This is a genomic window from Luteimonas composti (assembly GCF_042678665.1).
Taxonomy (GTDB): Bacteria; Pseudomonadota; Gammaproteobacteria; order Xanthomonadales; family Xanthomonadaceae; genus Luteimonas; species Luteimonas composti.
In genome coordinates, this window is the sequence record NZ_JBHTKU010000001.1 from 119,699 (window position 1) to 135,188 (window position 15,490).

Annotated in this window: 13 protein-coding genes; 4 read left to right on the top strand and 9 right to left on the bottom strand. The window is 70.1% G+C overall.

What is annotated here, in order from left to right:
• Positions 1 to 2: 2 nt before the first annotated feature.
• From treF to ACFQ2D_RS00575, 3 genes are all read right to left on the bottom strand, one after another.
• Positions 3 to 1,574, bottom strand: a complete 1,572-nt coding sequence (treF, locus tag ACFQ2D_RS00565) for an alpha,alpha-trehalase TreF (protein WP_280941661.1) — start codon at positions 1,572 to 1,574, stop codon at positions 3 to 5.
• Positions 1,571 to 2,416, bottom strand: a complete 846-nt coding sequence (locus tag ACFQ2D_RS00570) for an NAD-dependent protein deacetylase (RefSeq protein WP_280941662.1) — start codon at positions 2,414 to 2,416, stop codon at positions 1,571 to 1,573. Before ACFQ2D_RS00570 ends, treF begins: the two co-directional genes overlap by 4 nt.
• A gap of 131 nt (positions 2,417 to 2,547) precedes the next feature.
• Positions 2,548 to 4,737, bottom strand: a complete 2,190-nt coding sequence (locus ACFQ2D_RS00575) for a M3 family metallopeptidase (protein WP_280941663.1) — start codon at positions 4,735 to 4,737, stop codon at positions 2,548 to 2,550.
• A gap of 171 nt (positions 4,738 to 4,908) precedes the next feature.
• Between ACFQ2D_RS00575 and ACFQ2D_RS00580 the strand changes: the two genes are divergently transcribed.
• Together ACFQ2D_RS00580 and ACFQ2D_RS00585 are read left to right on the top strand one after the other, a co-directional pair.
• The gene (locus ACFQ2D_RS00580) at positions 4,909 to 6,948 is read left to right on the top strand and encodes an amidohydrolase family protein (protein ID WP_280941664.1); all 2,040 of its coding nucleotides are present in this window, start codon (positions 4,909 to 4,911) and stop codon (positions 6,946 to 6,948) included.
• Between the two features lie 2 nt (positions 6,949 to 6,950).
• Positions 6,951 to 7,433: a glutathione peroxidase gene (locus ACFQ2D_RS00585; protein WP_386795504.1), complete on the top strand. Its 483-nt coding sequence runs from the start codon at positions 6,951 to 6,953 to the stop codon at positions 7,431 to 7,433.
• A 30-nt stretch (positions 7,434 to 7,463) separates the two neighbouring features.
• On the opposite strand, the gene ACFQ2D_RS00590 is transcribed toward ACFQ2D_RS00585, so the two are convergent.
• The 6 genes from ACFQ2D_RS00590 to ACFQ2D_RS00615 form a co-directional block, all read right to left on the bottom strand.
• On the bottom strand, positions 7,464 to 7,886 hold the full coding sequence (locus ACFQ2D_RS00590; protein ID WP_280941665.1) for a universal stress protein: 423 nt from the start codon (positions 7,884 to 7,886) through the stop codon (positions 7,464 to 7,466).
• A gap of 63 nt (positions 7,887 to 7,949) precedes the next feature.
• Positions 7,950 to 8,744: a ferredoxin--NADP reductase gene (locus ACFQ2D_RS00595; RefSeq protein ID WP_280941666.1), complete on the bottom strand. Its 795-nt coding sequence runs from the start codon at positions 8,742 to 8,744 to the stop codon at positions 7,950 to 7,952.
• Between the two features lie 428 nt (positions 8,745 to 9,172).
• On the bottom strand, positions 9,173 to 11,056 hold the full coding sequence (locus tag ACFQ2D_RS00600; RefSeq protein ID WP_280941667.1) for an ABC transporter ATP-binding protein: 1,884 nt from the start codon (positions 11,054 to 11,056) through the stop codon (positions 9,173 to 9,175).
• Positions 11,057 to 11,254: 198 nt separating this feature from the next.
• Positions 11,255 to 12,655 (bottom strand): PhoH family protein, encoded by a 1,401-nt coding sequence (locus ACFQ2D_RS00605; protein ID WP_280941668.1) that lies wholly within the window; start codon positions 12,653 to 12,655, stop codon positions 11,255 to 11,257.
• Between the two features lie 100 nt (positions 12,656 to 12,755).
• Positions 12,756 to 13,238, bottom strand: coding sequence for a peroxiredoxin (locus ACFQ2D_RS00610; RefSeq protein WP_280941669.1), 483 nt, complete (start codon positions 13,236 to 13,238; stop codon positions 12,756 to 12,758).
• 20 nt (positions 13,239 to 13,258) lie between these two features.
• Entirely contained in the window at positions 13,259 to 13,891 is a 633-nt protein-coding gene (locus tag ACFQ2D_RS00615) for a glycine cleavage system protein R (RefSeq protein ID WP_280941670.1), read from the bottom strand.
• A gap of 116 nt (positions 13,892 to 14,007) precedes the next feature.
• On the opposite strand from ACFQ2D_RS00615, the gene dapA reads away from it, so the two are divergent.
• Together dapA and ACFQ2D_RS00625 are read left to right on the top strand one after the other, a co-directional pair.
• Complete coding sequence (gene dapA, locus ACFQ2D_RS00620) at positions 14,008 to 14,913, top strand: 4-hydroxy-tetrahydrodipicolinate synthase (protein WP_280941671.1); 906 nt, start codon at positions 14,008 to 14,010, stop codon at positions 14,911 to 14,913.
• 26 nt (positions 14,914 to 14,939) lie between these two features.
• Positions 14,940 to 15,449 carry a hypothetical protein gene (locus ACFQ2D_RS00625; protein ID WP_280941672.1) on the top strand — a complete coding sequence of 170 codons (510 nt, stop codon included), beginning with the start codon at positions 14,940 to 14,942 and terminating at the stop codon, positions 15,447 to 15,449.
• Positions 15,450 to 15,490 lie beyond the last annotated feature (41 nt).

Here is a 15,490-nt window from a genome sequence, read left to right on the forward strand (position 1 = left end):
GCTCAGTTTTTCGCCGCCTCGGGGTAGAGGACCAGCAGCGCGCGCAGCACGCCGTTGGTCCAGCCGAAGCCGTCCTGCAGCGGGTACTCGCCGCCGCCGGCGGCCGCGTCGCCAGTGACATCGTACTTCTCGACCAGCTTGCGCTCGGCGGCGAAAACCTGGAGGTTGCGCCGGATCCAGCGATGGGCCACCTCGCGCGCCAGCGCATCCTCGCCGTAGCGCGACAGCCCGCGGATCGCCAGCCACTGCAGCGGGGCCCAGCCGTTCGGCATGTCCCACTGTTCGCCGCTGCGTATCGTGGTCGATGCCAGTCCGTGGCGCTGCAGCAGCCTCGCGCGCAGGGTCTCGGCGACCCGTGCGGCCTGGGCGGGCCCGGCGATGCCGAAGTACAGCGGATAGACGCTGGCCAGGGTGACCGCGCCGGTGGAGCGCATGTCGGCCCACAGCAGGTCGGTGAACACGCCCCGGTCCTCGTCCCACAGCAGCCGGCGGATCGCCGCGGCGCGAGCCTCGGCGCGCGCGTCCATCCGACTGGCGCGCGCGATGTCGCCAACCTGTCGATAGGCGTCGGCCAGCGTGGCCTCCAGCGCGTACAGCAGGCTGTTGAGGTCGGGCGGCACGATCTCGACCGTGCGGATGCTGTGCAGGCTGCGCCCGTCGGCCAGCCAGCGCGAGCTGAAGTCCCAGCCGCTTTCGGCGCCGGCGCGCAGGTTGCGGTAGACCTCGGCGCGGGGGCGGTCGCCGGCCGCCGCCGTGTCCAGGTCCATGACGTGGCTCTCGTCGCGCGGCGTGTCGCAGTCGTCCCAGTAGCGGTTGAGCACGGTGCCGTCCCGCAGCCGCACTGCGCGGCGATGCGCCTGCCCGGGCGCGAGCGCATCGGCGCCATCCATCCAGAAGGCGTATTCGCGCTCGAGCTGCGGCAGGTATTTGGCCAGCACCCCGGGGCCGTCGCGTTCGGCCAGCAGGCGCAGCATCGGCGCGAAGAACGGCGGCTGCGACCGGCTCAGGTAGTAGGTGCGGTTGCCGTTGGGCACGTGGCCGTAGCGGTCGATCAGCGCGGCGAAGTTGGCGACCATCGAACGCACCAGGTCGAGCCGGCCGCTCTCCACCAGGCCGAGCATGGTGAAGTAGGAGTCCCAGTAGTAGATCTCGCCGTAGCGCCCGCCGGGCACGACGTAGGGCTGCGGCAGCGGCAGCAGCGAACTGCGCGCGTCGCCCGGCTGTGGCTGGCGTTCGAGCACCGTCCAGAGGCGGTCGATGTGCGCCACGACGTCGTCGCGGGGGTCGGTACGGTACTCCCCGCCTGCCGGCGAAGGCAGCTCGAAGCGCTGCTCGATGAAGCGGCGCATGTCGAAGTCCGGTTCGCCGCGCCGCTGCGCGTATTCGGCGGCGATGGAGGCCGGCGCCGCCGAGGGAACGGCATCGACCATCGACTTGGGATCCGGCAGCGCCCGCTGGGCGTCGGCGAACAGCGGGCCGTAGATCTCCGGAAATCCGGCCACGCACTGCTGCGCGGACCCGGCCAGCGGGACGGCCCACAGCAGCAGGGCGAGCAGCGGGCGCGGATGCTTCATCGCAGGGCCTCCTGCAGGGTGGTGGCGATGTCGGCGTCGATCCGCAGCGTGGCCAGCCCGTCGGCGCGCGTACGGCCCGCATTGAGGATGGCGATGGGCAATCCTGCCGCGTCGGCCATGCGCGCGAACCGGAACCCCGACCACACCATCAGCGACGATCCGGCCACGAGCATGGCATCGGCTTCGTGCAGGGCGCGTTGCGCCTCGTCCACCCGCTGGCGCGGCACCGCCTCGCCGAAGAACACCACGTCGGGCTTGAGCAGGCCGCCGCAGCGCCCGCACCAGGGCGGCCGGAACCGGTCCACTGCCTCGTCGGCAAGGTCGGCGTCGCCGTCGGGCGCCATCCGCGCCGCGCCGGCCTGCCAGTCGCGGTTCGATTCGACGATCTGCAGCTGCACTTCTTCGCGCGGGCTGCGGGACCCGCAGCCGAGGCAGACCACGGCATCGAGCCGGCCGTGCAGGTCGATCACCGCGCGGCTGCCCGCGCGCTGGTGCAGGCCGTCGACGTTCTGGGTGAGCAGCAGCCTCACGCGGCCGCGGCGTTCCAGCTCGGCCAGCGTGGCATGGGAACCGCCGGGCTGCGCGGCGCGGAAGCCCGGCCAGCCGATGCTGCTGCGGGCCCAGTAGCGGCGGTAGGCGGCGTCGCTGCCGGTGAACGCCTGCAGGGTGATGGGCGGCGTCCGCTTCCAGTCTCCGTTGCGGTCGCGGTAGTCGGGAATGCCCGAGCCGGTGCTGCAGCCGGCGCCGGTGAGCACGAACAGGCGCCGGTGGCGGTCGAGCCACTCGCGCAGCAGGGACGAGGCAGCCGGGTCGGGCAGGGGCGGGTCGGGCAGGGAGGACATGCCGCGATGCTAACCGCCCCCATCCGGGGGGGCGGCAACCGGCGGCGGCCGGCGCCGCCGTGCGGTGCTGTCCGCCCCAAAAAAAACGCCGCCGGGAATCCCGGCGGCGCTTCAGGCTTGCGGACGGCGGTTCAGTTCGACGCCGGCGCGTCCAGCCCACGCTTCTTCAGCAGCGGCTCGATCCGCGGCTCGTGGCCGGTGAAGTCCACGAACAGCTGCTTGGCGTCCTTCGCCCCGCCGCGCGAGAGCAGGGTCTCGCGCAGGCGGTCGCCGTTCTCGCGCTTGAGGCCGCCGTTGGCCTTGATGTACTCGACGGTGTTGGCGTCCAGCACCTCCGACCAGATGTAGGCGTAGTACGCGGCCGCGTAGCCGCCCATGATGTGGCTGAAGTACGGCGTGCGGTAGCGCGGCGGCACCGGCGCGTAGTCCAGGCCCACCGACTTCAGCGCGGCCGCCTCGGTGGCCATGATCTGGTCGGCCGAAGGCAGCTTGTCCTGCGGCAGCTGGTGCAGGTACTGGTCGAGCATCGCCGCGCCGAGGTATTCGGTGGTGGCGAAGCCTTCGTTGAAGGTGGCCGAGGCCATCTTCTTGTCCAGCAGCGCCTGCGGCAGGGGCTCGCCGGTCTGGTGGTGCTTGGCGTAGTTGGCCAGGATCGACGGCCAGTCGGCCCACATCTCGTTGACCTGCGACGGGAACTCGACGAAGTCGCGCGGCACGTTCATGAAGAAGTACGGGTACTTCACGTCCGAGAACATGCCGTGCAGCGCATGGCCGAACTCATGGAACATGGTGGTGACCTCGTCCCAGGTCAGCAGGGTCGGCTCGCCGGCCGGCGGCTTCGGAATGTTCTGGTGATTGGCGACCACCGGCAGCGTGCCCTCGAGTTCGGACTGGCCGACGTAGGAGTTCATCCACGCGCCGCCGCGCTTGGACGGACGCGCATAGGGGTCGAAGATGAAGATCGACAGCGGCTTGCCGTCCTTGTCGAAGACGTCGTAGGTCCAGGTGTCGGGGTGGTACTTCGGCAGGTCGGTGCGTTCCTTGAACGTGATGCCGTACAGCTCGGTGGCGGCGAAGAACACGCCGTTCTCGAGCACGTTCTTCATCTCGAAGTAGGGCTTGAGCTGGTTGTCGTCGAACTCGTACTCGGCCTGGCGCACCTTCTCGGTGTAGTAGGCCCAGTCCCAGGGCTCGAGCTGGAAGCTCGGTTCGCCCTTGGCGGCCTGTTCGCGGTCGATCATCGCCTGCAGCGCGGCGCCTTCGCGACGCGCGTTGGCAACCGCGGCCGGGGCCAGGCGGCCGAGCATCGCGTTGACCGCCTCGACGGTGCCGGCGGTCTCGTCGGCCAGGGTGAAGGCGGCGGGCGTGTCGTAGCCCAGCAGCTTGGCGCGTTCGCCGCGCAGCTTCAGCACCTCGGCGACGATGCCGGTGTTGTCCCACTGGTTGCCGCGGCTGCCGCGGGCGACCGAGGCCTTGTGCACGCGCTCGCGCAGGGCGCGGTTGTCCAGCTGCGGCAGCAGCGGCTGGCCGGTGGTGTTGAGCAGGGTCAGCAGGTACTTGCCCTCGTGGCCCTTGGCCTTGGCGGCAGAGGCGGCGGTGGCGATCTGCGATTCGCTCAGACCGGCCAGCTCGGCGACGTCGTCCACCAGCACGGCCGAGTCGTTGACCTCGTCCAGGACGTTGTTGGAGAACTGGGTGCCCAGCGCGGCCATGCGCGCGTTGATCTCCTTCAGCCGTGCCTTGTCGGCATCGGCGAGCTTGGCGCCCGAGCGCACGAAGCCGTCGTAGTACTCCTCGACCAGGCGCACGCCCTCGGCGTCGAGGCCGAGCTCGTTGCGCTTGTTGTAGACCGTTTCCACGCGCTGGAACAGCTGCGGATCGAGCATGATCGCGTCGCGGTGCGCGGCGAACTTCGGCGCATAGTCGCTGTTGATCTTCTTGCGCGCGTCGTTGGTATCGGTGCCGTTGAGGTTGCCGAAGATGCGTCGCGCGTTGCCCAGCAGCTGGCCGGACTTCTCCAGCGCCAGGATGGTGTTTTCGAAGGTCGGCACCGAGCGCTGGTTGGCGATCGCCGCGATCTCCTGCAGCTCCTGCGCCATGCCGGCGTCGAACGCCGGGGCGAAGTGCTCGTCCTTCAGCTGGTCGAACTGCGGGTAGCGCAGCGGCAGCGGGCTGGTGGTGAACAGGGGGTTGCCGGCCTGGGCCTCGTTCGCCGTGGCGACGCTGGCCGCGCCGTCCGCGGCCGCGGTCTGGGCGATGGCCGGAGCGGCGACCGCGGCGGTCAGCGCGATGGCCAGGGCAGCGGTGAGCGGGTGCTTCATGGGGCAGTCCTTCGAAAATCGGAATCGCCAAGGGTAGCCGATGGGGGGCGGGGGGCCGCCATGACGAACGGCACATGGCCCGCGCCGCGCGGGTGGCCTGCGGGCGGGCTTACACTGCCCCGGCCGCCGCCCCGGCTCCCGCCGGGTGCCCGGGACCCACCGGAGATCGACATGAAGCGCCATCTACGCCTGTGCCTGATCCTGCTGGCCCTGGCCGGCCCCCTCCAGGCGGCCGGGCCGCTGCGCTACGTGGTGCTGGTGGACGGCGGCAAGCCTGCCGGGCACCAGACCATCGACACCGGCGAGGACGGCGTGGTCCGCAGCGAGTTCGTGTTCAAGGACAACGGCCGCGGCCCCGAACTCAGGGAGACTTTCACACTCAACGACGACGGGACCCTGCGGACCTACAAGGTGCAGGGCAGCTCCACCTTCGGCGCGCCGGTCGACGAGGAGTTCTCCCTGGTCGACGGCATGGCACGCTGGCGCTCGACCTCCGACCGGGGCGAACAGCGCGTCGAGGCGGGCGCGCAGTATTCGCCGCTCGGGGGCTCCCCTGCGGTGACTTCGGTCGCGCTCGCGGCAATGGCCGCGCGCCCCGACGGCCGCCTGCCGCTGATCCCCAGCGGCACGCTGAGCGCGCGCCAGGTCGCGACGGCCGAGGTCACGCGCGGGAACGAGACCCGCCAGGTGCAGTTGATGGCGGTCACCGGCGTCGGCTTCACGCCCGGCTTCGTCTGGGCGACGGTCGAGGCGCGGCCGCGCCTGTTCGCCTTCATCTTCCCGGGCTTCCTGCAGATGGTGGAGGCGGGCTGGGAGGCCAATGCCGACGCACTGGAAGGCTTGCAGAAGGCCGCCGAAGCCGAGGCGCTGGTGTCGCTGCAGCAGCGGCTGGCGCATCCGCTGAAGGGCAGCACCCTGATCCGCAACGCGCGCGTGTTCGACAGCGAGCATGTCAGGCTTGGCGATGCTTCCGACGTGCGTCTGGAAGGTGGGCGCATCGTGGCGGTCGGTGCGGCCGGCAGCGACCGGGCACAGGCCGACCAGGTGATCGACGCGGCGGGCCGGGTGCTGCTGCCCGGGCTGTTCGACATGCACGCGCACGCTTCGCGCTGGGACGGCGGCCTGCAGCTGGCGGCAGGCGTGACCTCGCTGCGCGACATGGGCAACGACAATGCGACGCTGCAGCAGCTGATGGCCGAGGAGCGCGCCGGCACCCTGCTGATGCCGCGCATCGTCCCGGCGGGCTTCCTGGAGGGCGAAAGCCAGCAGTCGGCGCGCAACGGCTTCGTGGTCAGCGACCTGGCGGGCGCGCGCGAGGCGATCGACTGGTACGCCGCGCACGACTATCCCTACCTGAAGATCTACAACTCCTTCCCGAAGGAGATCCTGCCGCAGACGGTGGCCTATGCCCACGAAAAGGGCCTGCGGGTGACCGGGCACGTCCCGGTGTTCCTGCGCGCGCAGGACGCGATCGAGGCGGGCTACGACGAGGTCAGCCACATCAACCAGCTGATGCTCAACTTCCTGGTCGAGCCCGACACCGATACCCGAACCCTGGAGCGCTTCTACCTGCCGGCGCGCGAGCTGGCCGACCTGGACCTGGATTCGAAGCCGGTGCAGGACTTCATCGCCACCCTGGCCAACCGCCAGATCGTGATCGACCCGACCCTGGCCACCTTCGAGTTCCTGCACCAGCGCAATGGCGAGATCTCGCCGATCTTCGCCGGCATCGAGGACCACCTGCCGCCGGACGTGCAGCGCGGCCGGCGCGCGGCCGAGATGGATATCCCCGACGACGCCACCGGCCAGCGTTTCCGCGCGTCCTACGCGAAGATGGTGGACTTCGTCGGCCGCGCCTGGCGCGCCGGCGTCCCGCTGGTGGCAGGCACCGACGAGGTGCCCGGCTTCACCCTGCACCACGAGCTGGCGCTGTACGTGCGCGCGGGGCTGACTCCGGCCCAGGCCCTGCAGGTGGCGACCTGGAACGGCGCGAAGTATTCCGGCACGCTCGATCGCCTGGGCAGCATCGTCCCCGGCAAGCTGGCCGACCTGGTGCTGGTGGATGGCGATCCGACCACCGACATCGCGGCATTGCGGCGCGTCGCCACCGTGATCAAGGGCGAGGTGGCCTACTACCCCGCCGAAATCCTGACCGAGCTGGGCGTCAAGCCGTTCGCGGATCCGGTGCCGGTCCTCGCCGGCGGGCGCTGAACGTGGCAACCGTGCAGCAGTTCCGGGCCACCGCCATCGACGGTCGCGAGGTCGACCTGTCGACGTATGCGGGCAAGGTGCTGTTGATCGTCAACGTCGCCTCCAGGTGCGGCTTCACGCCACAGTACGCGGGCCTGCAGCAGCTGTGGCAGGACTATCGCGAGCGCGGCCTGGTGGTGCTGGGTTTTCCCTGCGACCAGTTCGGCCACCAGGAGCCGGGCGACGAGGCGCAGATCCACGCTTTCTGCACGCTCGACTACGGTGTCGATTTTCCGATGTTCGCCAAGGTCGAGGTCAACGGGGCCAACGCCCATCCGCTGTGGGCCTGGCTCAAGCGCGAGAAGCGTGGCCTGCTCGGCACCGGTGCGATCAAGTGGAACTTCACCAAGTTCCTGGTGGGGCGCGATGGCCGGGTGCTCGACCGCTTCGCGCCCAGCGAGACGCCCGAAGCGCTGCGTCCCCGCATCGAGGCGGCGCTGGGCTGAGGCGGGCGCGGCGGCGCCGCGCCGCCATGTTCAGTGGACGATGGTGACCGGAACCTGGGCGCCGGCCAGCACCTTCATCGAGACCGAGCCGAGCAGGGTGCCCTTGATCGCGCCGCTGCCGCGCGAACCCATCACGATCAGGTCCGCCTTGCGCTTCGCGGCGATGCCGATAATGCCGTCGGCGACCGCGTCCACCACTTCCACGAACTCGACGGCCACCTTGCTGCGCGCCAGCGCCTTGCGGGCCGGGGCCAGCATCCGCTCGAAGTTTTCCTGGTGGTGGCGCTGCGCGGCCTCCGCGCCGATCTTGCGCTCGACGCCGGGGAACAGCGCGTCGTCGACCGCGACCACGATCAACTTGCCGGGCTTGGCGAACGAACGGGCCAGGGCCTGCGCGTGCTTGAGGGCGCGCGTGCTCGTCTCGCTGCCGTCGACAGGAACCAGGATCTTCATTGCGATGCCTCCGAAGGGTGCGTGGATTGTAGCCGCGAAGCCGGCCGCGGCGCGCGGGTGGGGTCACTTCTCGACGAAGGCGCGTTCGAACACGTAGTCGCCCGGCGTGCCGATGCGCGGCGCGGCCACGAAACCGCGCCGGTCGAGCAGGGCGCGGAAGTCGGAGAGCATCTGCGGGCTGCCGCAGATCATGGCGCGGTCGCGGCCCGGATCCAGCGGTTCGAGCCCGAGGTCGGCGGCCATGCGGCCGCTGTCGAGCAGGTCGGTCAGGCGGCCGCGCTGGTCGCGGCCCTCCCAGTCGAAGGACTCGCGGGTCACCGCCGGGTAGTACAGCAGCTGGCGGCTGATCTGCGCGCCCAGGAATTCGTGGCGCGGCAGTTCGTTGACCAGGTAGTCGCGGTAGGCCAGGTCGCCCGCGCGGCGCACCCCATGGGCCACGATCACGCGCTCGAAGCGCTCGTAGGTTTCCGGATCCTTGATCACCGACAGCCAGGGCGCCAGCCCAGTGCCCGTGCCCAGCAGGTAGAGGTTGCGGCCCGGGTGCAGGTCGTGGATCAGCAGGGTGCCGGTGGGCTTGCGACCCACCAGCACCTGGTCGCCCGGCTGGATGTGCTGCAGGCGCGAGGTCAGCGGGCCGTCGGGCACCTTGATGCTGAAGAACTCCAGCTGCTCCTCCCAGTTGGCGCTGGCGATCGAGTACGCGCGCAGCAGCGGCTTGCCCTCGGCCTGCAGCCCGATCATCACGAACTGCCCGTTCTCGAAGCGGAAGCCGTCGTCGCGGGTGGTGGTGAAGCTGAAGTAGCTGTCCGTCCAGTGGCGGACGTCCAGCACCGTCTCGGTGCCGAAAGCGGAAGACATGCGGGGAGGTCGGGGAGAGTCAGCCGCGCATTATAGCGGAGCGATGAGATCGGTTCTCATCTTGGCTGCGGGCATTTTGTCCGGGACAGCTTGTTGCGCGTGCGGGCGGGGGGCGTGATCCGGCGGACCCTTGGGCTCTGAGCTTTGCTCTTCCGGCCGCGGAGACATCGCTACCCGAGGGGCCCGGCCGCGGCCGCCGGGTCTTCTCCGCGAATGTCCTCCGGCGTCCGCCTGCAGGCGGATGCCTCCTCCTTGATTTCGCTGCGAACACCTGCCGGCCGCGACCGGGCCCGGCTTGCGGTGGCGGCGCCTGCGCTTTTGCTGCTGGTGTCGCACGCTGCCATCGGCTCCAGTCGACCCGCGCGCGGGCAAGTGAGCGTGCGCTCTACGGACATTGGTAGCGCAATGGGCGTCATGCCCGTCGGTTGCTAGCGATATCCCGCCGCCTGCAGCTCGAACAGTTCGGCGTAGCGGCCGCCCTGGGCCATCAGCTCGTCGTGGGTGCCGCTGGCCTCGACCCGTCCATCGGCCAGCACCAGGATCCGGTCGGCCATGCGCACGCTGGAGAAGCGGTGCGAGATCAGCACCGCGGTACGTTCGTCGGACAGCTCCTTGAAGCGCTGGAACACCTCGAACTCGCTGCGCGCGTCCAGCGCGGCCGTGGGCTCGTCGAGGATCATCACCTGCGCGTCGCGCATGTAGGCACGGGCGATCGCGATCTTCTGCCACTGGCCGCCGGACAGGTCGACGCCGGTCTTGAAGCGGCGGCCGATCAGCTGGTCGTAGCCCCCGGGCAGCGAGGCGATCACTTCGTCGGCCATCGCCCGCCTTGCCGCGTCCTCGATGCGGGCGCGGTCGTCCATGCGGTCGATCTGGCCGACGCCGATGTTCTCGCCGGCGGTCAGGTGGTAGCGCACGAAGTCCTGGAAGATCACGCCGATGTTGGCGCGCAGCGCGTCGATGTCGTATTCGCGCAGGTCGCGGCCGTCGAGCAGGATGCGGCCTTCGTCGGGGTCGTACAGGCGCGCCAGCAGCTTGACCAGGGTGGTCTTGCCGGCGCCGTTCTCGCCGACCAGGGCCAGCACTTCGCCCGCGCGCAATTCGAAGTCCATGTGCCGTACCGCCCAGCGCTCGGCGCCGGGGTAACGGAAACCCACGTCCTCGAATACGAAGCCCCGCGCGATCGGGTCGGGGAAGGGCAGGGGGTTTTCGGGCGACGTGATCTCCGGTTCGATCTCGAAGAACGAGAACAGGTCGTCCAGGTACAGCGCCTGCCCGGCGACCTGCGAGAAGCCGATCAGCAGGCCCTCGAGCAGCTGCCGCAGCCGCCGGAAGCTGCCGGCCAGGAAGGTCAGGTCGCCGATGGTGAAATCGCCGCGCACCGTGCGCCAGGCGATGTAGCCGTAGGCGATGTAATAGCCGAGCGTGCCCAGTGCCGCGAGCAGGGTGCCCCAGACCGCACGCCGCCGCGCCAGCGCGCGGTTGGCGAGGTAGAACTTCTGCGCCAGCGTCCGGTAGCGGTCCACCAGAAAGCGGTGCAGGTTGAAGATCTTCACTTCCTTGGCGGTCTCGACGCTGGCGCCGGTCTGGCGCACGTACTCGAGCTGCCGGCGCTCGGGCGTCCACTGGAAGTTGAGCGAGTAGCCCAGCGCGTTGAAATGCGACTCGCCGACGAAGGCCGGGACCAGGGCGATGGCCAGCAGCAGGATCAGCCATGGCGCATACACCAGCAGGCCGATGGCGAAGCTCACCACGGTGATGGCGTCCTGCATCTGCCCGAACAGCTGGCCCATCAGGCTCATCCGGCCCATGGTCTGGCGCCGCGCCCGGTCCAGCTTGTCCTGCAGGTCGGGATCCTCGAAGTCCTCGAGATCCAGGGTGGCCGCGTGCTCCATCAGGCGCACGCTGGTGGCGTTGGTGAACAGCTCCGAGAGCTGGCCGTCGGCATAGCTGACCAGGCGGCCGAGCAGGTCGGACAGGATGGCGAGCCCGAATTCGAGCGCGAGCAGCCACATCAGCGGACGCAGCTCGCCGGACCGCCAGGCCTCGTCGAGCAGGTCGAATCCCGCGTCCAGCCCGACCAGGCGGATCGCCTCGTCGATGATCAGCTTGCCGATGTACAGCATCGCGACCGGCAGGAAGGCGCGGACCAGGCGCAGGCCGATGGCGGTGAGCGTCAGCGTGCGGCTGGTGCCCCAGATCAGGCGCAGGAACGGGGGGATGTTGCGCATCGCGTCGAAACGCTCGCGCAGGCTGGGGCGCGAGTCGGCGCGGCTGGGTTTGGGGGCGGTTTCGCTGCCGCGTCGGCTCATGCCGGCATTGTGCATCGGGACCGTGCGCGTGTCGCGAAGGCCGGCTGCGGGGCCTGCGTTGCGGGTGCGCCCGGCACGGCGCCGCCATGCGCTGCGACGCGGGCGCGGCCGGCGTCGCACCCCGTCGCGCTGCGGCGGGACGATGCCGCCGGTCCGCTCATCCCGGCGGCCCGGTCAGGGCGGGCCGGCTTGCGGGGCCTACAGTACCTCGGACGCGTAGTCCGCCAGCCGCGAGCGCTCGCCACGGCGCAGGGTGACGTGCGCGCTGTGCGCCCAGTTCTTGAAGCGGTCCACCGCGTAGGTCAGGCCGGAGGTCGTCTCGGTGAGGTAGGGCGTGTCGATCTGCTCGACGTTGCCCAGGCACACGATCTTGGTGCCGGGGCCGGCGCGGGTGATCAGCGTCTTCATCTGCTTGGGCGTGAGGTTCTGCGCCTCGTCCAGGATCAGCCAGCGGCTGAGGAAGGTGCGCCCGCGCATGAAGTTGAGCGAGCGGATCTTGATCCGGCTGGCCAGCAGGTCGTTGGTGGCCGCGCGGCCCCAGCTGCCGCCTTCCTGGTTGTGGGTGAGCACCTCGAGGTTGTCGGTCAGCGCGCCCATCCACGGCGTCATCTTCTCTTCCTCGGTACCGGGCAGGAAGCCGATGTCCTCGCCCACGCTGACCGTGGCGCGGGTCATGATGATCTCGCGGTAGCGCTGCTGGTCCATGGTCTGGGCCAGGCCGGCGGCCAGGGCGAGCAGGGTCTTGCCGGTGCCGGCGGTGCCCAGCAGGCTGACGAAGTCGATTTCCGGGTCCATCAGCGCGTTGAGCGCGAAGTTCTGCTCGCGGTTGCGCGCGGTGATGCCCCAGACCGAGTGCTGGCTTCGCCGGTAGTCGTCGACGATCTGCAGCACCGCCTTGCCGCCCTCCACGCGGGCGACGCGGAACTCCGCGTCGTCGTCGCCGGGCAGGTACAGGTACTGGTTGGGATGCCAGTCGCCGGCCTCGTCCACCGCCACCTCGTAGAAGGTGCGGCCGCGGTCGGTCCACGAGCGCAGGTCCTTGCCGTGGCGGGTCCAGAAATCCTCGGGCAGCGGCGTGGCGCCGGTGTAGAGCAGGCTGAAATCGTCCAGCGCCCGGTCGTTCTCGTAGTCCTCGCTGACCAGGCCGGCGATCGCGGCCTTGATCCGCAGGTTGATGTCCTTGGACACGAACACCACCGGCAGTTCGGGCGACTCGCGCCGCAGCTGCAGGATCGCGCCGAGGATGCGGTTGTCGGGCGCGACCGCGCCGAACGAGGTCTTGTCCTCCTTCGGCACCGTGGTCTGGAAGCGCAGCTTGCCGATGCTGGCCGCACCGCGCAGCTGCAGGCCGTTGGGACGTTCGAGCAGCAGGCCGCTCTCGATCTTGTCGGTGCCCTGGGCCTCGATCAGTTCGTTGATGAAACGGCTGACCTGGCGCGCGTTGCGGCTCGCTTCCGAGGTGCCCTTCTTGCCGTTGTCGAGTTCCTCGATCACCTGCATCGGCAGGAACACGTCGTGCTCCTCGAACCGGAACAGCGCCGTGGGATCGTGCATCAGGACGTTGGTGTCGAGCACGTAGATGCGCTTGCCGTGGGTCATCATCGGAGCATTCGCCTCCTGGCGGCGGGAAGACGGGCGCGGCCGCGCGCCGCCGCGGCCTGCGGGGCAGGGCGGCGGTGGCGACGGTCCGGGAAAGGGGTCACGCGGGTCGTGCGGCCTTCAGTGCATCGAGTACGGCCTGGGCGTGGCCGGCGACCTTGACGCCGCGCCACTCGCCGGCCAGGCGCTGGTCGGGCGAGACCAGGAAGGTGCTGCGCACCACCCCCATCACCTTGCGCCCGTACATGTTCTTCTCGTGGATCACGTCGAAGGCGCGGCACAGCGCCTCGTCGGCGTCGCTCACGAGCGGGAAGCGGAACCCCTGCTTGGCGCAGAAGTTGTCGTGCGACTTCACCGAGTCGCGCGACACGCCCAGCACGTCGGCGCCCAGGGCCTCGAACTGCGGCAGCAGGGCATTGAAGTCCAGCCCCTCGGTCGTGCAGCCGGGGGTGGAATCCTTGGGATAGAAGTACAGCACCAGCCAGCGGCCGGCGTAGTCGGCGAGCGTCGCGCTGGCGCCGCCGGACAGCGCCAGCGGCAGCTTCAGCGTGGACTTGGGAAGGGCCTTGCCGGTTGCGATCATTCCACCGTCATTCCGTGGGATCAGAACTTCATCGGATCCATGATCGCGTCGAGGTTCAGGTGGTCGCAGAACTCGAGGAAGTCGTCGCGCAGCGCGGCAATGTGCATGTTCGCCGGCACGCCGATGGTCACCTGCGCCGAGAACATGTCCGCGCCGGTCTGCATGGCGCGGTAGCGCGAGCAGTGCAGGCTTTCGATGGTGATGCCCTGGCGGTCGAAGAAGTCGGCGAGCTGGAACAGGATGCCCGGCTTGTCGGCGGCCACCACCTCGACGATGTAGGGCAGCAGGTTGGACTGGATCGGCTTGGGGCCGGTGCGGTACCACACCAGCTTGAGGTCTTCCTCGCGCTCCAGGCGGGTGAGCATCGCCTCGAGCTTGGCCACCGAATCCCAGGAACCGGTGGCGAGCGCGGTCACCGACACGTCGCGGCCGACGGTCGACAGACGCGTGTCGACGAGGTTGCAACCACTGTCCGCGATGCGCCGCGACACGGCCAGCAGGGGAGATGCCGGATGCGTCGTATAGGCGTTGATCAGCAGGTGGTTCTCGTTCGGCGAGGGCCGGGATGCGGTGTCAGGATCGGTCAAGGCGGCGTCCGCGGCGAAGGTCCGTAATGGTGCGGTGAAGTTCGTGATGAACGGTGGCCCGGGCATCGCCCGGCGATGGGGGCAGCATACTTGCCCGTGCTTCCGGGCCGCAAGTAACATGCGGGCACCGAAATATCCGTTCACGCGCCCGGTTCCAGGCGCTTTCGCACGAGACCTGGCCCTTGCGACTTTCCGGCAGCATCACCGCGCTGGCGACGCCGTTCACCGCGACGGGAGAACTCGATCTCGACGCCTGGCGGCGACTGTTGCAGGCGCAGTGCGAGGCCGGGACGCAGGCTGTGGTCGTGGCCGGTTCGACCGGCGAGGCGGCCTCGCTGCTGGACGTGGAATACGACGCGCTCCTGCGCACCGCGGTCGAGACCATCGGCGGGCGCATCCCGGTGCTGGCCGGAACCGGATATTCGGCCACCGGAAAGACGATCGAACAGACCCGTCGCGCCGCCACGCTCGGTGCCGACGCCGCCCTGGTCGTGACGCCGCCCTACGTACGTCCCACCCAGGCCGGACTGCTGGCGCACTACGGCGCCCTGGCCGAGGACGGCGCGCTGCCCATCGTGATGTACAACGTGCCCGCGCGCACCGGCTGCGACCTGCAGCCGGCGACCGTGGCCAGCCTGGTCGACCATCCCCGGATCGTCGGCGTGAAGGAGGCGGTGGCCGATCCGGCGCGCATGGCCGAATGGTTCGCCTTGCGCCGCGAGGGCTTCTCCGTGCTGGGCGGCGACGACGCCACCGCCGCGGAGGCCATGCTCTCCGGCGCCGACGGCGTGATCTCGGTGGTCTCCAACCTGGTCCCGGCGGCCATGCGCCGGCTGTGCGACCTGGCTCGCGCCGGGCGCCGCGCCGAGGCGCTGGACTGGAATGCCGGCCTGGAGCAGTTCCACCAGTTTGCCTCGCTCGAGCCCAATCCGATCCCGGTCAAGGCCGCGCTCGCCCTGCTGGGCGTGGGACATGGCCCGCGCCTGCCGCTGACCGTACTGAGCGCGGCCAACCAACCCGCGGCCGTGCGCATCGCCGCCGCCGCGGTGGCAATCGAGCACAGCCTCCGCGATCCGCTCGCGGCCTGACCCCTTTTCCGCAGGAGACTTCAACGATGCGTCATTCCCGCCCCCTGTTCCGCGTGCTCGCGATCGGCCTGCTGGCCGCGGCCGTGCTCGGCACCAGCGGCTGCAAGTGGTTCCGCAAGGGCAGCGATCTGTACGCCGGCAGCCCCGAGACCCGGCCGCTGGAAGTCCCGCCGGACCTCGACCGCCCCGACACCTCCACCGCGATGGCGCTCCCAGAGACCGGGTCGGTGACCCGCTCGGGCACGGCCGCCGCGGGCAGCCCGGCCCCCAATGGCTTCGCCGTGGCCGGCGAGCGCGACGAGGTGTTCGCCCGCGTGGGCGAGGTGCTGGCCGCCACCGAGGGCCTGACCGTGGTCAACCGCGCCCAGCTGCTGGGCACCTACGACGTGGACTACGGCAACACCAAGTTCCTGGTGCGCGTGACCAAGACCGACACCGGCGCCTATGTCGCCGCGGTCGATCCGCGCGGCCTGCCGGCCGGCGGCGAGGCGCCGCAGCGGCTGATCGCCGCCCTCAAGGCCGCGCTGGCGCCCTGATTCCGGGCTGATTCAAGGACTCTTCGCGATACGCCAGCGGC